The 19507-nt window shown below is 61.0% G+C and carries 14 protein-coding genes; 3 read left to right on the forward strand and 11 right to left on the reverse strand.

The features are described 5' to 3' along the window. Positions 1 to 19: 19 nt before the first annotated feature. The 4 genes from BN5935_RS14500 to BN5935_RS14515 form a co-directional block, all read right to left on the reverse strand. Positions 20 to 1339, reverse strand: a complete 1320-nt coding sequence (locus tag BN5935_RS14500; protein ID WP_204244923.1) for a TolC family protein — start codon at positions 1337 to 1339, stop codon at positions 20 to 22. An 82-nt stretch (positions 1340 to 1421) separates the two neighbouring features. Then, entirely contained in the window at positions 1422 to 2057 is a 636-nt protein-coding gene (locus BN5935_RS14505; protein ID WP_064976988.1) for a TetR/AcrR family transcriptional regulator, read from the reverse strand. A 144-nt stretch (positions 2058 to 2201) separates the two neighbouring features. Further along, on the reverse strand, positions 2202 to 4244 hold the full coding sequence (locus tag BN5935_RS15605) for a sensor histidine kinase (protein ID WP_235821128.1): 2043 nt from the start codon (positions 4242 to 4244) through the stop codon (positions 2202 to 2204). Positions 4245 to 4366: 122 nt separating this feature from the next. Beyond that, positions 4367 to 5914, reverse strand: a complete 1548-nt coding sequence (locus tag BN5935_RS14515; protein WP_064976729.1) for a peptide MFS transporter — start codon at positions 5912 to 5914, stop codon at positions 4367 to 4369. Positions 5915 to 6111: 197 nt separating this feature from the next. On the opposite strand from BN5935_RS14515, the gene BN5935_RS14520 reads away from it, so the two are divergent. Both BN5935_RS14520 and BN5935_RS14525 read left to right on the forward strand, forming a co-directional pair. Continuing rightward, the gene (locus BN5935_RS14520; RefSeq protein WP_064976730.1) at positions 6112 to 8148 is read left to right on the forward strand and encodes an alpha-amylase family glycosyl hydrolase; all 2037 of its coding nucleotides are present in this window, start codon (positions 6112 to 6114) and stop codon (positions 8146 to 8148) included. A 43-nt stretch (positions 8149 to 8191) separates the two neighbouring features. Beyond that, complete coding sequence (locus BN5935_RS14525) at positions 8192 to 8848, forward strand: RipA family octameric membrane protein (protein WP_082944167.1); 657 nt, start codon at positions 8192 to 8194, stop codon at positions 8846 to 8848. A 64-nt stretch (positions 8849 to 8912) separates the two neighbouring features. Here BN5935_RS14525 and tpx read toward each other — a convergent pair whose 3' ends face one another. The 7 genes from tpx to BN5935_RS14560 all read right to left on the reverse strand — a co-directional run bounded on the left by tpx (position 8913) and on the right by BN5935_RS14560 (position 18278). Beyond that, positions 8913 to 9422, reverse strand: a complete 510-nt coding sequence (gene tpx / locus BN5935_RS14530; protein ID WP_064976732.1) for a thiol peroxidase — start codon at positions 9420 to 9422, stop codon at positions 8913 to 8915. A 99-nt stretch (positions 9423 to 9521) separates the two neighbouring features. Further along, the gene (locus BN5935_RS14535; RefSeq protein ID WP_064976990.1) at positions 9522 to 10835 is read right to left on the reverse strand and encodes an amidohydrolase; all 1314 of its coding nucleotides are present in this window, start codon (positions 10833 to 10835) and stop codon (positions 9522 to 9524) included. A 157-nt stretch (positions 10836 to 10992) separates the two neighbouring features. Then, on the reverse strand, positions 10993 to 11433 hold the full coding sequence (locus tag BN5935_RS14540; RefSeq protein WP_064976733.1) for a DUF1573 domain-containing protein: 441 nt from the start codon (positions 11431 to 11433) through the stop codon (positions 10993 to 10995). Between the two features lie 125 nt (positions 11434 to 11558). Then, positions 11559 to 12203, reverse strand: coding sequence for a TonB family protein (locus BN5935_RS14545; RefSeq protein ID WP_064976734.1), 645 nt, complete (start codon positions 12201 to 12203; stop codon positions 11559 to 11561). A gap of 185 nt (positions 12204 to 12388) precedes the next feature. Further along, on the reverse strand, positions 12389 to 12793 hold the full coding sequence (locus BN5935_RS14550; protein WP_064976735.1) for an ExbD/TolR family protein: 405 nt from the start codon (positions 12791 to 12793) through the stop codon (positions 12389 to 12391). 6 nt (positions 12794 to 12799) lie between these two features. Beyond that, positions 12800 to 13474, reverse strand: coding sequence for a MotA/TolQ/ExbB proton channel family protein (locus BN5935_RS14555; RefSeq protein ID WP_064976736.1), 675 nt, complete (start codon positions 13472 to 13474; stop codon positions 12800 to 12802). Between the two features lie 199 nt (positions 13475 to 13673). Continuing rightward, positions 13674 to 18278: a translocation/assembly module TamB domain-containing protein gene (locus tag BN5935_RS14560; RefSeq protein WP_064976737.1), complete on the reverse strand. Its 4605-nt coding sequence runs from the start codon at positions 18276 to 18278 to the stop codon at positions 13674 to 13676. Positions 18279 to 18339: 61 nt separating this feature from the next. Between BN5935_RS14560 and tsaD the strand changes: the two genes are divergently transcribed. Next, on the forward strand, positions 18340 to 19362 hold the full coding sequence (gene tsaD, locus BN5935_RS14565) for a tRNA (adenosine(37)-N6)-threonylcarbamoyltransferase complex transferase subunit TsaD (RefSeq protein ID WP_064976738.1): 1023 nt from the start codon (positions 18340 to 18342) through the stop codon (positions 19360 to 19362). Positions 19363 to 19507: the final 145 nt, after the last annotated feature.

Here is a 19507-nt window from a genome sequence, read left to right on the forward strand (position 1 = left end):
TTATCTTGTTTTTCATTACTTACTGGTTTTCGCGTCCCACGATGCGGTCGTACTCGGCCTTGGCCGAAAGGTAGTCGTAGATCGCCTGCGAGAAATTGAGCTGGGCCTGCGTCTGCGACAACTGGGCGCTGTTCAGTTCGAGGATCGTGCCCGCACCCGCGCGGTAACGGGTGTCGGAAATCTTATACGCCTTGCGGGCCTGCTCGACCGTGAGTTCCTGAGCGTACATCGTCTCACGGGCTGTCAGCAGGTCGTTCAGCGCCGAGCGCACCTGCACGTCGATCTGCTGGCGGGCATAGTCGCGCTGCAGCGAGAGCTGCGAGAGCTGGTTCTTCAGTTCGCGCGACTTGTTCATCTTCGTCAGGCCCGAGAAGATCGGCACCGACAGTTGCAGGCCGACCGAGATCGGATGGGTCCAGAAATATTTGGAATCGTCCGTCGTGGTGGCTCCGCCGAAATTGAAGGGCTCCATGTCGTTACCCGTGTAGGAGACCGTTCCGAAGGCTGCGAGCGTCGGCATGCGCCCGGCGTTGGCCGCCTTGAGCGAACGCCGCAGCACCTCCTCCTGCAGTTCGAGCGAACGCAGGTCGGTATTCTCCGATACGTCGGTCGTCAGGTCGTCGGTACCCGCCAGCACGTCGTCGCGCAGGGCGTCCAGTTCGCCGACCACGTCGATCTCCACGTCCTCGGGAATCGAAAGGTACATCTTCAACATCAGCTTGGCCAGCTTGATCGAATTCTCGGTCTGGAGGATCGTGGGCTTCAGGTTGCTCAACTGCACCTGAGCCGTCAGCAGGTCGTACTCCGACATCAGGCCGTTGTCGTACTGCACCTTCGTGTCGTCCACCGTGCGCTGCACCGTGGCCTCCGATTCGCGGAGCACCGCAAGCGACTGCTCGGCCAGCAGGATGTTGTAGAAAGCCTTCTTCACCTCGGCCGTCAGGTCGATGCGCGAGGCGCGTGCAGCCTCGACAGCCGTGGCCATCTGCGCTTCGTTCATCTTCAGCGTGCGGTAGACCGACGGCGCGAACAGCGGCAGCGACAGGTCGCCCTGCACGGCAAAGGTGTTGTCGGCACCGAACGAAAGGCCGCCGCGCATCTCGGATTTCACGATCGAACGCGTGTAGCTGCCCGACGCCGAGAGCTGCGGCAGCAGGTTACCCCACGTCTGGCGCTTCACATAGTCGTAACGCTGCACCTCCATTTCGGCGACCTTGACGGTCGGGTTCTCGCTCAGGGCGAGATCGAGGGCCTCGGGAAGCGTCAGCCGCATCTGCGCCGAAGCGCCTGCGATGCCGGCGGCCCAAAAGCCGAAGATCAGAAAAAGTCGTTTCATCATTATTCGGAAAATTATATTGTCGTTGTCAATTATGCAGACGATCTGCACGGGTATCTATTTTACGGACGGTTACCGTCGCCGCCTACCGCCGTTTGTTTTCGGTCTTGGCCGGTTCGTAGCGCTTCACATAATCGTCGACCAACTGAAGCCCCTTGGCCGTGGAGATGCCGCGGAAGAAATTGCTGACGATCTGCACGAAAGCCTCGCGCTCGGGCATCCCCTCGGGCAGCATCAGATCCTTGCGCACGGTGATGGCCGAGGCCGTGTAGTAAAGCAGCGAGATGGCCAGTTCGAGGTTGAACGTCTCGACGAACAGTCCGTCGGCGATCCCCAGTTCGAGCATCTCCTTCAAATCGCGGCGGCTCTTGGCGGCTCCTTCGCTCGCCATCTTCTGGTAGACGGCCGGATAGAACTTGCGCAGGTTGTTCATCAGGCGCTGGATGACCTCGGCGTTGTCCATGACGCCTCCCAGCACCATGAACATCGCTTCGAGCACGTTGCGGGCATCGGCACACGAAGCCGAACGCTCGAGACGCGTCTTTTCGAAATAGCGGTCCATCGCCAGATAGAGCAGCCCCTCCTTGTCGCCGAACAACTCGTAAAGCGTCCGCTTCGAGACGCCCAACTGCTGCGCGATGTCGTCCATGCGCACCGATTTGATGCCTTGGGTGACGAACATCTGCATAGCCTGTTCAATAATACGTTCTTTCTGGTCCATGATCTGATCCGATTGATACGGATGCAAATATAGGCAAGAAAACTTATGAAACAATAAAAGTTTTTTGTTTTTGATGGTTTTTTAACGAATACGACAAAAAAGGAGCAGTCCCGGACTGTTCCATGCAAGATCCCATACGGAAAATCAGGCTTCTTCGGGCAGATCGAAAGGAACTTCGAAGATCATCCGGCATCCTTCGGTGTAAGCCGGATCGATCCGCAGACTTCCGCCCATCTTGGCGGCGATGAGCCGGCAGACGGGCAGTCCGAGGCCCGTGCCCTGAGCAAAGGTGTCGAGTTTGACGAAACGTTCGAAAACCGCCTCCTGCTCCTCCGCGGGAATGCCCGGGCCGGTGTCGGAAACGGTGAAGAGCATCGTCCGCTCGGGAATCCGGCATGTATAGGTCAGGATGATCTCACCCCTGACGGTGAATTTCGCGGCATTGTGCAGCAAATGCTGGAGCACCTGCACGATTCGCTTGGAGTTGGTATGCAGCACGGGGTCCTCGGCCGAAGGCTCGAAGATCATCGTAACGCCGGCCTTGAGCTGCGAGAGCGCCTTGGCCACGCACTCGTGGCAGCGGTCGTTGATCGAGCAGTAGTCCGTGCGGGGCAGCACCTCGGTCTGGTCGAGGTAGGCGAGGTCGAGCACGTCGTCGACCATCCGCAGCAGGCTGAGGCTGCTGGCCTCGATGATCGAGACATACTCCTCGACCGTCGGGTCGTCGCGGAATTTCGAAACCAAGACCTGCGAGAAGCCCATGATCGAGTTGAGCGGCGTGCGCACCTCGTGCGACATGCTCTGGATGAAGTTGCTCTTCATCTGGCTCGCCTGCTCGGCGCGCTCCTTGGCCGTGCGGAGCTCCTCCCCCACGGCCATCAGGTCGCGGTTCTGCGCCTTCACGACCTCCTCGGAGGCTTTCAGGCGGCGGTTGAGCCGCATCTGGCGCGCAAATCCCAGTCCGCCGAGGGCCAGTACGCCGCCCAGCAGCGCGATGATCAGGTAGGTGTTGCGCAGCCGTTTCTGCTGCAGAGCCAACTGCAGTTCCCGGGTCTCGGTCTGCAGGCGGGCGATCTCGAGGATGCCCGAAAAGTCATCCGTGGCGCTGCGGATCTCCGCACTGCGCACCGAATCGGACTTCTGGATATATTCGCGGTAATTCTCCGCAGCGCGGCGCATGTCGCCCATCAGCCAATAGATGTTGCCCTGCTCGCGCAGCAGCGAATGGTGGACATAGCCCTCGGCGCGCTGCACCGAGTCGGCGAGCGCCTCCCGCACCACCTCCAGCGCCCTGCCGTACTGCCCAGTAGTGCGGTAATACTCGGTTCTCAGGTAGCGCAGCCCCGGAAGATAGGCTATCATCGAGGGGTTGTCGCGGAAGCGCATCTCGGCGGAATCGATATACTTCCGGGCCATGTCGTAATTCTTCCGGTGGAGGTAATAGAGGGTCGTGGCCTTGTCCAGCGTGAACTGCTGGTAGGGATATTTCGAATGCAGGGCCCGCCCTTTGCGCAGGGCCAGCAGGGCCGAATCGGGCATGTCGAGCTCGAGGGCGCACTGGGCCATCGAGGCGTACTGCGTCGGCAGGTTGATGTCCTCGATCCCGTTGCTCTCCAGCACGTCGATCTGGCGCCGGAAATTCTCATAGGCCCGGTCGAACGTGTTTTGCACGAGGTAGAGGTTGGCCAGCAGGCGGTAACAGGTGGCCACGCCCAACTGGTAATTGTCGGCCTCGGCTTCGGCGAGCATCCGGCGGGTCTCGTACACCGCCACGTTGAACTGGTTCTGCTTGGTGTAGTAGGTCACCAGCCGGTTGCCCCAAGCAAAATAATAGAAATAGGCCAGCTCGTCCTGCTTGCCGTGCTCGAGGCAGAACTCCTTCACGCGCTTCACCCCCTCGAGAATACCCTCGCGGTCGTTCCGGAAATAGTAGTGGTCCATCTTGAGGCTGAGGGCGACGGCCTGCATGTGCAGCCATCCGCTCGCCGCGGCGCGCTCGAAAAGGGTGTCGCACATCAGCAGCCCCTCGGGGGTGTTCAACTGCGCCTTGATTTGCCGGCAGTAGACTTTCAGCAGGCTGTCCGCCACGGAATCTCCGCGTCCCGGCTCGGCATGCACCGTCGGGGCACATGCGAAAAAGGCGAGGATAAGGAGGACCAACAGGCGGGAACAGGCGGGACGGGACATGAGGAAATTCGTTTATTTGACAAATATAGCACTAATCCCGCTGAAAATCAAATTTCGGAGCGGCAAGTGAACAAAAAAGGCCGCCGCGGAAACCGCAGCGGCCGTATGGAAAATCGTCCGGATTATTTGGTGACCCGTTCGAGCCAGCGTACCATCGAGAGCATGACGAGCATCGACAGGCCGCAGGCGGCGACGAACACGGCCCATGTAGCCCACATCGGGGTGTGGAGGTAGAGCCATCCGCCGACGAACAGCAGGGCGTTGCCCACGGCCGTGGCTGCCAGCCAGAAGCCCTGCATCAGACCCTGCATGTGGGGAGGCGCCACCTTCGACACGAAGGCGAGGCCCAGCGGCGAGATGAAGAGCTCGGCGACGGTGAGGATGAAGTAGAGCCCCACCATCACCCACGGGGTGACGAGGATCGACTGCACCTCCTCGGCGCGCATGCCGGCCAGCGCGGTTTTTGTCGGCAGGGCCAGCGAGAAGAGCATCAGGAAGACATAGGCCGCCGCCGCGATGCCCATGCCGATGGCGATCTTCATCGGGGTCGAGACCTCGATGTTGCGCTTGCGCAGCCAGCCGAAGAACCACATGATGATCGGCGTGAGGAAGACGACGAAGAAGGGATTGACGCTCTGGAATATCTCCGCGCCCTTGATGGTCGTGAAGCCCAGATCGATGTTGATGACGTCGAGGTTCACATAGTCACGGGCGAAATAGGTCAGCGAATAACCGTTCTGGTGGAACGACACCCAGAAGAAGATCACCACGCCGAAGACAGCGAACAGGGCGTAGATGCGCTGGCGAATCTCCTGTGCGGACATCTTGATCTCCTCGGCCGAAGCTTTGGCGCCCGGGGCGGCCTTCTTCGAAGGATCGGGGAACTGCTTGCGGTTGGCCATGTAGATCGCCAGCGAGATGAGCATCATCACGATGGCCGCGATGAAGGCGTAGTGGAAACCGCGGTTGAAGACGTCGAGGTAGGTGTTGCAGAAAGCCCCGAGGTCGCTCACGGGCGTGCCGTCGAGGTGCGCCGCCGAAGCGTAGGAGTTGAGGTTGGCAAGCCCTTCGCCCACCATGTCCTCGCCTTTGGCCAGATATTCGTGGCACAGCGCGGGGAGTTTGGCGTTGTAGTCGAAATTGTTGACCTTCAGCCACCAGTTACGCACGCCGATGGCGACGAACGGGGCGAAGAAACCACCGATGTTGATGAACATGTAGAAAATCTGGAAACCCGATTCACGCTTGGGGCCGAACTCGGCGTTGTCGTACATCTGCCCCACGAGCGCCTGAAGGTTGCCCTTGAAAAGACCGTTACCGAAGGCGATCACCAGCAGTCCCAGACAGGTGAGCGTCAGATAGAGCCCCAGATTCGGCACGGGCGTCGGCGTCGGGATGGCGATGAGCAGGTACCCCACGCTCATCACGATCAGACCCCACATGATCGTGGCCTTGTAGTTCTTGGTCTTGTCGGCAATGATACCGCCGACCAGCGCCAGCAGGTAGATCGAAGCGTAGAAGCCCGAATAAATATACCCTGCCGTCGCCTCGTCCAAACCGAACTTGGCCGAGATGAACAGGGTCAGGATAGCCATCATGATATAGAAACCGAAGCGTTCGCCCATGTTGGCGAGGGCCGCCGCGATCAATCCTTTGGGTTGTCCTTTCATAAGATTTTTAGAGTATTAGTAAAGTGTTAGTAATAAGGATTCATTCCAGTTCGCTGACAAAGATAAAAAAATTTTCAGTATATTCAGTTTTCAACGATACTTTTATCAGTCGGAAAGTTTTGCCGCACCGCACGGCGATTCGGTTTTGAACTCTTCCGATTTTTTCCTATATTTGTCAATAATCAGAAATTTCAGCCATGGAAAAACCGACCCGAAGGCTGCCCGTCGTCGAACGCGACGCATGGCTGCAGCCCGTCGAAGAACATATCAACCGCCGTCACGCACAATACGAGCGGCAGATGGAGCGGATCGCCGGTTCGTCGGGGTCGATCGTGGACTACGCCAACGGCTACCGCTATTTCGGCTGGCAGCGCGACGAGGCGCTCGACGGCTGGTGGCTGCGCGAGTGGCTGCCGGGGGCGCACGACGTCTACGTCTTCGGCGATTTCAACAACTGGCAGCGCACCGAAATCCGCATGCACCGGGACTCCGCAGGGGTCTGGAGCGCCTTTTTCCCCACGGCGATGTACCGCGACCGGCTGGTCCACGGCTCGCTCTACAAACTCCACGTCCACGGCGACAACGGCTGGCTGGACCGCATTCCGGCCTACGCCACACGCGTGGTGCAGGACGAGACGACCAAAGACTACACGGCGCAGTTCTGGGCCCCCGCCGAGCCGTTCGACTGGCGGGGCGACGCGTTCGACGCCTCGAAAATCGGCAGCCTATTGATATATGAAGCCCATGTGGGCATGGCTCAGGAGCGCGAGGGCGTGGGCACCTACCGCGAATTCACCGAAAAGATACTCCCCACCATCAAGAAAGACGGCTACAACGCCGTGCAACTGATGGCCGTGGCCGAACACCCCTACTACGGCTCGTTCGGCTACCATGTGTCGAGCTTCTTCGCCCCGTCGTCGCGCTGCGGCACCCCCGAGGAGCTGAAGGAGCTGATCCGCCGGGCCCATGAACTCGGACTGGCCGTCATCATGGACTTGGTGCACGCCCACTATGTGAAGAACCTCAACGAGGGGATCAACGAGCTCGACGGCACCGACCACCTCTACTCGCCGGCGGGCGAGGCGGGCTACCAGCCCTACTGGGATTCGAAGCTCTTCGACTACGGCAAGGAGGAGGTGCGGCATTTCCTGCTGTCGAACGTCAAATACTGGCTCGACGAGTTCCATTTCGACGGCTACCGCTTCGACGGCGTGACCTCGATGATCTACCACCACCACGGCTATGTGACATTCGACTCGCGCGACCGCTTCTTCGACCCGGGAGTCAACGAGGAGGCGCTCCTGTACCTCACCCTCGCCAACCGCCTCGCGCACGACTTCCGGCCGTCGGCGGTGACCATCGCCGAGGACGTGAGCGGCATGCCGGGCATGTGCATCCCGATCGCCGACGGCGGCGTCGGCTTCGACTACCGCCTCGGGATGGCCATTCCCGACTTCTGGATCAAGCAACTGAAAGAGGTCCCCGACGAGGAGTGGAACATCTGGGAGATGTGGTCCGTCCTGACCGACCGCCTGCCCGAAGTGAAGACCGTGGCCTATGCCGAATCGCACGATCAGGCGCTGGTGGGCGACAAGACGCTGGCTTTCCGGCTGATGGACAAGGAGATGTATTTCCACATGGACCGCGCTTCGGAGAGCGTCGTGATCGACCGCGGCATGGCCCTGCACAAGATGATCCGCCTGATGACCATCTCCACGGGCGGGCAGGCCTACCTCAACTTCATGGGCAACGAGTTCGGGCATCCCGAGTGGATCGACTTTCCGCGCGAGGGCAACGGATGGAGCTACGCCCACGCCCGGCGGCAGTGGTCGCTGGCCAAAAACGGATTTCTGCGCTATGCGTGGCTGGGGGATTTCGACCGGGCGATGATCCGGCTGGTAAAGAAATACAAGGTGCTCGAAGACGGCTACGCATGGAACCTGCTGATGGACGAGCACAACAAAACGATGGTCTTTTCACACGGCCGCCTGCTGTTCGTATTCAACTGGCACCCCACGGCCTCGATCCCCGACTACGAACTTCCGGTGCAGGGCCCGGGCAAATACGTCCCGGTGCTTTCGACCGACGAACGGCGGTTCGGCGGGCAGGAGCGGCAGTCGATGAAGGCCGAACATTTTTCGTTTCCCGCCAAGGGCGACGACGGGAAGGACTGCGCCCGTATCCGCATTTACAACACCTCGCGCACGGCAACGGTCTACCTGCGGAAAAAGTAGTCGCCCAAACTTATTTTATTCATCATAAAAACTTATTATGCCTATGCTAAATGCAAGCAACAGCAACGAAGTGTCTTTAAAGGAGTTGAGAGAAGGATTCTACAAATGCCGGTCTTTCGAGGTTCTGAACCTGTGGCGGCGATCGTTCCTTCTCTCCGTTTTTCAGTTCCTCTGTTTCACCCTCTACGGAGTACTGGCGTCCAGACTGCTGACCGCCGGTCCCGGAGCGGCCAACCCACTGGTCGTGAACGAAATCGCCTGCGCAATAGCGCTGCTCGGGATGTCGTTCGCCCTCATCTGGATCATGATGGCCAAGGGGTCGAAAGCATGGTATGAGGTTTACGAACGCTACATCTTCGAGATCGAGCGCGAGGAGACCGACGGACTGAGAATCCCGGAGCGCTATCGGCTGGGTGCCTTGTGCCGTCCTTGGGAGATGAACAGCAACCTGTTTTCGAAGAAAGCGGGCCGCTACTCCCCCTCACGGCTCAACATTACGATCGGAACGGTGCTGATGACAGCGTGGTTCGTCATCTTCCTCCTCCACTATATCGCCGGCATCGTCTGCTATATCGACGGCACAGCCAACCTTTGGCAGTCGGCGATCCTCGCGCTCATCCCGGCCGCTTTCCTCGCCATCGCCGTATCGGCGCTGTACAACAAGTGGGGACGCAGCCGGTCGCTGACGGAGACTATCTGAAACACAACACCTTAAAAAAGGAGCGAATCTTACGATTCGCTCCTTTTTTTGTCTCCGGCCCGGCCTACTTCGCCAGTTCGCGCACGAAGGCCAGCGCCTTCTCGTAGTCGGGTTCGTTGGTGATCTCGGGCACATACTCCACATAGCGCACCACGTCGTCCTTGTCCACGACCACCACACCGCGGGCCAGCAGGCGCAGTTCGTCGATCACGAAGCCGTATTTGATGCCGAAATCCAGCTCCTTGTAGTCCGAGAAGACATGCACGCGGTCGATGCCTTCGGCGGCGCAGAAACGCTTCTGCGCAAAGGGCAGGTCCACCGACAGCGCCACGACGACCACGTCGTCGCCCAGCTTCGACGCCTCGCGGTTGAAACGGATGTTCTGCAACGAGCAGACCGGGGTGTCCACCGACGGAAAGACGCTGAAAATGCGCACCTTGCCGCGGAAAACGTCCGACGAAACGGGCTGCAGTCCCGCATCGATAACCGTAAATACGGGGGCCATCTCGCCCACCTTGCAGCGATTGCCGACAAGCGTCACGGGCTTGCCGCCGAAAGTTACTTTGTGATCCATAATGCGTTTGTTTTTGAATGAATTTTACAATTCCGATGCCACCCCGGCTAAGAGCCGGGATTTAGGAACGATGCACCATACAGCGCGAATCCGCTCCTGTCAACTTTTAGCCTTGATCCGCGCCACGGCCTCGGCCACCCCGCGGTAGAGCTCCGGCAGGTCGACACCCGCGATGCGGCGGTTCTCGACGACGATCCGTCCGCCGACCACGACCGTCTCGACATCCGACGCCTTGCCGCAGTAAACCACATTCGACACGACGTTGTGAACGGGCTGCAAATGGGGTTTCTGCATATCCACGACGATCACGTCGGCCAGCGCACCCTCGCGGATCACCCCCAGCTCACCGTCGGCACAGCCCATCGCCCGGGCGCCGTTGGCCGTCGCCAGCCGCAGGGTCTCGTAAGCCGGAAGCGCCACGGGATCGCCCGTCGCGGATTTTTGCAGGAAAGCCGCCGTGCGGAGCTCCTCGAACATGTCGAGGTCGTTGTTCGAGCAGGTTCCGTCGGTGCCGATCGTCACGAGCGCACCCGCGGCCCGCAACTTCTCGACGGGAGCCACGCCGCTCGATATCTTCATGTTGCTCTGCGGATTGTGCGACACGGTGACGCCCCGCGCGGCGAGGGTCTCGATGTCGCTGTCGGTCACATGGACGCAGTGGGCGCCGATCGTCTTCGGGCCCAGCAGTCCCAACTGGTCAAGGTGTTCGACGGAGGTCTGTCCGTATTTCTCGCGCACGATGCGCACCTCGTCCTGCGTCTCCGAAATGTGGGTCATCAGGTGCAGGCCGTGTTTGTCGGCCAGCTCCTTGCCGCGCAGGAGGTTTTCGGGCGAGACGGTATAGGGCGAATGGGGCGCCACGGCGATCCGCACCCGGCCGGAACCGGCGGCGGCCAGCCGCACGGCCTCCTCGGCCTGCGGCAGCACCTCGTCGATGTTCGTATCGAAATAGTTGCAGCCCAGCAGGGCCCGGATGCCCAGCCGTTCGGCCACCTCCACGCAGCGGTTCTCGAAATAGTACATGTCGACGAACGAAGTCACGCCGCCCAACAGCATTTCGACGATGCCCAGCGTCATGCCCAGCTTCACGTCGTCCGGGGTCTGGTGCGCCTCGAAAGGCCAGATATAGTCGTGGAGCCACGCCATCAGCGAAATGTCGTCGGCATAGCTGCGCTGCAGGGTCATGGCCGCGTGGCAGTGGGTGTTCACCAGCCCCGGCATGAGGAGTTTGCCCCGGCAGTCGATCTCCCGGAGCCCGGGATGCGCCGCGCGGAACGCCGCAGCATCCGCCTCCGAGGCTGTCACCAGCGCGATGCGGTCGCCGTCTATGCCCACCGCACCCGTAAAGGTCCGGGATTCGTCGCCGGAAGCCGTCATCGGCAGCACCGTCGCGTTTGAAAAGAGTATAGCCATATTTCGGTCCATTATGTCATCCGGCCCTGAATTGCTCCCTTGTTTCAAGTCCCCGCCAAGGCGGGGGTTTGGGGGTGGGTCAAACCTGCAAACGACGCCGGAGGCGGCGAAAACGGCGGTCGACAGCGTTTCAGGATATCAATGACTCGTTACATTCTTACTTGTATTTCACCTTCACCTTATCGGTCTTGATCTTGCCGCGCTGGGGCTTGTCGATGGAGTTGCCCTGCACGGTAATCACGTCGCGGCCGTCCACCGAGTTGGAATAGACCTGAATCACCTTGTTGAAGGCTCCCGGCTCGCTCTTGTGGGGTTCGTACACAATGCGGATCACCCCCGAATCGGCGGGCGCGACGGGGCGCTTCGAGAACGACGCGCCGAGACACGAGCACGAGGTGATGACACGCACGATGACCAGCGGTGCCGTACCGTCGTTGACGAACTTGAATTCGTGCACCAGATCGCCGCCCTTGCGCGGCACGTCGCCGAAATCGTAGGTCGGGTTGTCCATCTTCAGGTGCGCCCCTTTTGCAGGCTTTCCGGCGTGTGCCGCTCCGAAAAGCAGGCAGGCCGAAAGAATTAACAGGATATATCGCATAGCCAAAATTTGTATTTATCCAATATCATACCAAGCGTCCGAAACGCCGGCTCTTAACCGGGCGGGGAACCGGGTAAAAAACGAACACTGCCCAAGACGCCCTTAAAACGGGCTTCTTAAGCCCGCTATTCCATGCGGAAAATATACGTTATCGTGCCGCCCTGCACCGTCGCGCGGCTCTCGGTGAAACGCGCCTTGCGGGCCGCGGCTTTCGCCGCCTCGATCAGCTCGGCGGCATCCGTCGTGGAGCCTTTCGGCTCGTAGGAGGCGCCCGTCACCCGCCCCGCGGCATCGACCGTCACACGGATAACGACCTTGCCGCCCTTCTCGCCGGGATACGACGGTTTGGGCAGGTTGCCCACCAGTCCGCGCCCTTTCAACCCCTGATCCAACTGGTCCAGCCCGTCGGGGTTGAGCCCCGGCCCGGTGCCGCTGGCCTTGTCCTCGCCCTCGGGAGCGCGGGGATTGCCCGCATTGTCGGGTTCGTCCGCCCCGCCCTTGTTCATCTTGAACAGCGCCTTGGGGTTGGGCGTCTGGGTTACCTCGTCCTTGCCGGCGACCTGCGACGTCTGCTCCACGGGAGCGGCGACGTCGTGCACGCGCGGCTCGTTGGCGACCTTCACGGGCGGCTTCGGCGGCTCGGGAACGGGCGGCTCGGTGAAGTCGACGAGGATCGTGTCGCCGGGTTTCTCCACCACCCGCGAAACGTCGAACGACACCAGCACGAACGAGCCGGCCAGCAGCACGCAGTAGACTGCCGCCGCGATCATCGCCCATCGTCGGGGATTTTTATTATCGGGATCGTAATAATACATAACAGAATCTTACCTAAATTATCGACCGCATGTTCGGCTCGGATGCTCCTTCCCACGGCGTTCCGCCGTGTTTACAAATCTGACCCCACCCCAAACCCCTCCCTCGGGAGGGGCTTGTCGCACGCGGCGGCAAGTACGCCCTAATTCGGCGTGGTCGCCAGTATCAACTTATAATTATTGTCCTTGGCGATGTTCATGACCTTGACCACCTCGTCCACCGCAACCGTCTTGTCGCAGTGGAGCGACACCGTGGCGTCCTTCTGGCCGTCGAGGCGCGCCTTCAGCGCCCGCTCCACACCCTCGATGCCCTGCACCTTCTGCAACTCGACGTAGTAGTTGTACGACGGGCCGCTCTGCTGGATCGACACCGTGGTCATCGCCTTGTCCTTCAACTGGTTCGAACTCTTCGGAAGCATCAGTTTCAGGGCGTTGGGGTTGATGAGTGTCGTAGCGATCAGCAGGAACAGCAGCAGCAGGAACATCAGGTCGGTCATCGACGAGGCCGAGAACGATTTATCGACTTTCGATCCGTGTTTGATTGCCATAATGCGTTATTTTTGAACGGGTTGATTCAGGATGTCCATGAATGCGATCGAGTTGGCCTCCATCTGGAACACCAGCTTCTCGATGCGCGCCACGAGGTAGTTGTAGCCGAAATAGGCCGGGATGCCGACGATCAGACCCATCACGGTGGTCACCATCGCCACATACATACCGCTCGACAGCAGTCCCAGATCGACCGTACCGCCCGCGGCGGACATGTCCATGAAGGTCTGCACCATACCCAACACCGTGCCGAGGAAACCGATCATCGGGGCGCCGCCGGCGATCGTGGCCAGAAACGGCAGGCCGTTCTCCAATTTCGAGACCTCGAGGTTGGCGACGTTCTCGATGGCGGTCTGCACGTCGCTCATCGGGCGTCCGATGCGCTCGATACCCTTCTCGATCATGCGTGCGATCGGCGTGTCGGTCTTTTTGCAGAGGTTCACGGCCGTCGATATCTTGCCGTCGGAGATGTAGTCGCGGATGCGGTTCATGAAGTTCATGTCCAGCACCGACGCCCTGCGGATGGCCATGAAGCGCTCCACGAAGATGAAGATCGTCACGCCGCCCAGCGCCAGCAGCGGCCACATCAGCCAGCCGCCTTTGGTAAACAGGGTCCACAAGCCCATGCGGGTCTCCTCACTAACGGCCACCGCCTCGGCGGCCTGCAAAAAAGTTGTCATAGTTTCTAAACGTTTATTTAAAATTTGTTGTCTGTCTCGTTGCTTCGACCGCTCAATTCCCGCGGCGTACCGCCGCGTTTACAAATTGGACCCACCCCCAAACCCCCGCCTTGGCGGGGGCTTGTCGCATCGCGACCGGGATTTTGTCCGAAATTATGCCCGATTTTTAATTTTTCATCCTTAATTACAAATTCACAATTCATTCATCCTCTTTACCTTTAACGTATCCGAACGGCGAAAGCGTATCCGCGGGCTCCTGCCGGCGGTTCTTTTCCGCCTCTTCGGCCGCTTTTTCAGCCGCGCGGGTCGTGCGGCGCGCCATGCGCCGGGCCTTGCGTTTCTTGTTGGTGAAACGCTCCCGGATGCGGTCGCGCAGGTCGCGCAGGTTGTTGAAGTCCTCCTTGAAGTAGACGCCGATGCCGGTCTCCTGCAAGCCCTGATTTTCGTCGAAACGGTCGATGGTCTGCGTAAAGGCTTTCAGTTTGAGCGTCCCGGCGCGGTCGATCAGGTAGGTGATGTAGGCCTCGCCCATGAAGTTGGACATCGAATTGTTGTTCACAGCCGCCTGCTTGTTGTCGATCAGGTAGTTGCCCTCGACCTCGACGAACAGGCGGTTGTTGATCAGGCTCTTCGAAAGCCCGAAGTCCACCTCGTCGCTCGTCAGCTCCGACTTGGGCCGGTAGCGGATCACCACGTTGTAGTCCGACGACGAGAGCCAGTTGCTCACCATGTTCGACACGAACTCCAGTCCCGTGGCCGCCGACACCGAACTGCCGATGTTGGCGTTGGCCTGCGAGGAGTTCTCGGACATGAAACTGTTGAACAGCAGGAGGTAGAGGAACTGCGTGTCGACCGTCTCGGGGGTCGAGAGGGCGTTGGTGACCAGCGTCTGGGTCTCGGGATCGGAGCCGGGCACCCGCACGTCGAAGCCGATCGAGGGGTTCGACAGCCGGTCGCCGAGGTGGATGATACACTCCACGGGCACCGAGCGGTCGCCGCCGAGGTTTTCCGACGTGCCCTGCAGCAACGGTTGCAGCGAGGCCTTGAGCTTGTAGACGGCGTCGATGTCCAGCAGGGCGTTCATCGGCGACCCGGTCCACTGGATCGACGAGCCGCTCTCGATGGTGAAGCGTTTGTTGATGATCTGTTGCAGCGAGAGCATGAAACTGCCCTCGGAGATGGTGTAGTCGCCGTAAATCTCGAAGATGTTCGCCCGGGGGTTGATCGCGAGGTTCAGGGTCCCCTCGCCGCGCCCCTTCACCGTGTTGCCCGCCACGTCGATCTCGACCTCGGCATCGGGCCGTACGTCGAGCGCCATGGTGATGTTCATCTGGTTCGAAGCGTCGGCACGCTGGCGGTGTTTGCGTTCGAAGAGGAGTTTTTTGCGCGCCACGTTGTCGAGCGTGTCGGTCTTCTCAGGCTGGACGAAGACCACGAAATCGGCATTCGAAATATTCGACTTGCTCGACAGCGGCAGCACGAACGACGAATTGCCGTCGGTCGAGGCCGCGATGTCCATCTTAACGGCCCTCTTGTCGCCCGAGATGCGGGCCGAACCCGTGGCGTAGACCTTCCCGTAGAAAGCGTCGTTGTCGTCGGCGTCGGTATCCAGCACGAGCATCTGCTGCGGGGCCACCCGCACGTCGTAGGAGATGTTCGACAGGTGCTGAAGGCTCATGTCGAAGTCGAAGCGCCCGCGGTGACCCTGAGGGTCGAACACCGCGACGTTCGAAGCCTTGAAACGGTTGTTCTTCACCGACAGCACCGCTTCGGGCATCGAGTAGGCAACCTGCGTGAAATCGACCTTGGTCCTGAGCCCCGAAACATGTATCTCGCCCGCGAGTTCGGCTTCGCGGCGCTGTCCCTGCAGGACGAGGTCGGCCGACGCGACGCCCTCGGTCGAGGAGATCACCCCCGTCAGGATCGGGTCGAGCAGCCCCATGTCGAGGCTGTCGATGTCCACCCGGGCGTAGTAGCGCATCTGGTCCGGGGCGTAGAAGCCGCGCACGAGCGTGTCGCGCTTGAGGCGGTCGACCACCGTCACGCCGGCCCGGTTGCGGGCGAAGTCCCAGCGCGACGCCAGACGCATCGGCGGCGCGGGGATGTCGTTGACCTCGACGCTGTCGAAGAGGATGTCGGCCGAAATCTCGCCGCCCCGCAGCACCGACTTCATCTGCGCCGAGCCGTTCGTGCGGCCCTCGATGACGTAACCCATGCGTTCGGCGACCTGCGTGAAGGGCGACAGGTCGAAATTGCGCAGCGAGAGGGTCACCGAATCGGCACGGCTGCGCGAGGCGATGCCGTTGAGCAGCAGCTCCTGTTCGCGGTTCATCACGAAGAACTTGTCGATGACGATCCGCGCCGTGTCGATCAGTATCTTATGGGCGTATATCTGCCACGTCTTGTCGCCGCGGGTGATGTGCGAAGGAAGGATGCGCAGGTCCACCACGCGACCGTTGGGGCCGTGTTCGTCGACCACCGCGGAGCGGAATCCCACGAGTCCCGAAACCCGGCGCATCGTGTCGTTGAAACCCGCCGAGAGCTGCACGCGGCCCTGCCGGGCGCCGCCCGTCAGCGAGAGGCGCGGCAGATGCAGCACCCCGGCATAGAGGTCCTCGGCCGAGGCGTAGACCGCCAGCGAGTCGCCGCGGTTCGAGGCGTTGACCGAGAGGCGCGTGGCCAGCATCCGCCGGCGTTCGATATACTCCGACGAGGCTTTGAGCGAGAGCTGGTCGCTGGCCGGGTTGAACAGCAGTTGGAGCGACGATCCGTCGGCCACCTGCAAACCCGCAGAAACGGCGTCGGCCACGGGGTTGAAATTGCGGATATTGACCGAGAGCAGCGAGAAATCGTTCGCCACGGCGGCCTTGCGCTCCGAAGGCCCCGCTTCGGGCGGGGCTTCGCGCAGCATCGGGAGGTATTTCCACGCGCTGCGGCGCAGGTATTCGAACACCGTGCGGTAGCTGGTCTTCGACCGGAACGTGGCGTCGGCGAAATCCGAGCGCAGTTCCACCAGCTTGCTCCGCTCGGAGTTCTCGCCCGTGACGGTCATGTTCGAAGCCTCGATCTCCTTGTCGTTGTATCTGTAACGGGCGCCGGTCACCTGAATGCGGCCGTTCAGGTCGTCGAGCGAACGCCCTCCGGCGTTGGCCACGATGTGGGCCGACAACTGCGACACCGAGTCGCGGCGGTTGATGTGCAGCCGCGCCAGATCGGCATGCCGCAAATCCATCGTGAAGTCGTAGCGCGGCACCGAGTCGTTGAAATCCACCAGCCCGAAGAAATCGAAATCGAGGTTGGGGTCGCGGGCCGTGACACGGCCGTCGAACTCCCGGTTGCGCAGGCGGCCGTCCAGCCGCAGCGAGTCGTAGACATAGCCGTTGAAGCCCAACTGGGTGACGTTGCCCGCGATATTGGCGTCGGCGACACCCTTGCCGATCACGCCGTCGACATAGGCCGTGAGCGTGGCGTTGCCCAGCAGGTCGCGGCGGTCCAACAGCTCGCCCAGCCGCAGGTTGCGCGTCTCGACATCGCCCCGCACGCTGCTCAGGCCCTTTTTCAGCGGCGACATCCGCAGGTTGCAGGCGATGTCGCCCACCTCGGTGGCGGCGCCCAACTGCATGTCGAACGACGCGAGTTTTCCCTTGAAGCGGGCATTGAGGTCGACGCTGCCCGAGTTGCCGAGTATCCCGACCAGCTTGTCCGAGAGTTTGCGCCCGGCGATGCCGAGAGCCAGCCCGTCGACCGCCTCGGCCGAGGAGTGCAGGCGAGGCACCGAGAGGTCGAACCATGTGTCGCGGATGTCCGGCAAACCCTTCACCACGGCGTCGGCCACGAGCGTCGTGCCCTCGCCGACGTGCATGCTCCGGACCTTGGCCGTGAAATCCGACACCACACCCGCGACCTCGACGTCGATGTTGCTGAAATCCACATGCCAGTCGCGCAGCTTGGGGGCGAACCAAGCGATGTCGTCGGTCGAGACCGACGTGTTGCGCAGCGCGGCCTCGATGCGCACCTGCCCGAGGAAATCCTTGTACTCGGCCCACGAGTTGCCCACGAGCGAGATGTAGGGAATCCGGATGTTCGAACGCGCGGTGACGATCGAGGCGTCCTCGAAACCCAGACACCCCTGCGTCATGTAGAACCGCCCCGCGAGGTGGTCCAGCACGAAGCCGCTGCGCTCACGGGCCGTCAGGGCCGCAATGGTGGTGTAGATGGCCGACCCGTCGATGACGAAGTCGTCCACGCGGGCCGTCAGGCCGTAGAGGTGCATGTGCGAGAAGTCGATGCCGTAGTCGGGGGCGACGCTGTCGATCCGCTCGAGACAGAGGTCCATGTTCTCGATCGAGGCCCGTTTGAGCGAGAGCCTGAAGTTGCCCTTTTTGGGTTTGTCGGGGTCGGATATGCGGCTGACGATCTGCTTGATGTTCATCTCCCCGTCGGGCATCTGCCGCAGGTAGAGCTTGGCGTCGGCGATCTCGCCGCGGCTGAACGCCAGTCCCCCGCCGAAGATGCCGAAACCCGTGACATAGGCATCCAGCTTCCCGACGTAGAGCAGCGTGTCGCGCCCGTAATCCTCGACATAGAAGCCCTTGACCTTGATTTTCGAAAAGATGCCGATGTCCACGCGGTCGATCGACACGGTGGTCTCCAGCTTGCGCGAAACGACCTCCGCGGCCTTGTGGACCACGAAGTTCTGCACGGCGGGAATGTCGAGCAGCAGCGAGAGGAAAACGGGAAGAATTATCAGCAACAAAACCGCCGCCGAGAACACCTTTCCCAATATTTTTATACCTTTGCGCATCGGGACATCGTTATAACCTGCAAATTTAGCGAAAATAGTTAAAAAACAATTATAAATCCGGATGGATATTACAATTCTCGGCATCGAATCTTCGTGCGACGACACCTCGGCGGCCGTGCTGCGCAACAACGTGCTGCTGTCGAACGTCATCGCCTCCCAAGCCGTGCATGTCAAATACGGCGGCGTGATCCCCGAACTGGCCTCACGGGCCCATCAGCAGAACATCATCCCCGTCGTGGACACGGCGCTCCGGGAGGCCGGGATCGACGCTTCGCAACTGGACGCCATCGCCTTCACGCGCGGCCCCGGACTGGTCGGTTCGCTGCTGGTGGGCGTGTCGTTCACCAAGGGGCTTTCGCTGGCCCGCAACATCCCGATGGTCGAGGTCAACCACCTGCAGGGACACATCCTCTCGCACTTCATCGACCTGCCCGACCGCGCACTGCCCCACCCCGCGTTCCCGTTCCTGTGCCTGCTGGTCAGCGGCGGCCACACGCAGATCGTGCGCGTGGACTCCCCCTTGGAAATGGAGATCATCGGCACGACGATCGACGACGCCGCGGGCGAAGCTTTCGACAAGTGCGCCAAGGTGATGGGGCTCCCCTACCCGGGCGGCCCGGTGATCGACCGTCTGGCCAAGGAGGGCGACCCCAAGGCGTTCCGCTTCGCACGTCCCCGCGTCGAGGGCTACGACTATTCGTTCTCGGGGTTGAAAACCTCGTTCCTCTACACGCTGCGCGACGCCGTGGCCGCGGACCCCGATTTCATCGAGCGGCACAAGGCCGACCTCTGCGCCTCGCTGCAATCCACCATCGTCGAGATCCTGCTGGACAAGCTCGTCCGCGCCTCGAAGGAGACCGGCATCCGCGACATCGCCATTGCAGGCGGCGTCTCGGCCAATTCGGGCCTCCGCAACGGCGTCGCCGAAGCGGGCCGCCGCCGGGGTTGGCGAACCTTCATCCCGGAGTTCAAGTTCACGACCGACAACGCCGCGATGATCGCCATGGCGGGGTACTACCGCTACCGCGAGAACGAATTCGCCGCCCTCGACGTCTCGCCCGTGGCGCGGCTCGAGGAGCTCTGACGCTCAAACCACCCGCCGTTTCAGCGCGGATAAACAGTAGTCCGCGTTCATTTGCGAAAGAGCCTTTTTTATCCCCCAAAACGTCCGGATGCGCAGGCATTCGGATTTTTTTGTCTATATTTGCATTACGTCCGCAATAGCGGGC

It is taken from the genome of Alistipes provencensis (genome assembly GCF_900083545.1).
Lineage (GTDB): Bacteria > Bacteroidota > Bacteroidia > Bacteroidales > Rikenellaceae > Alistipes > Alistipes provencensis.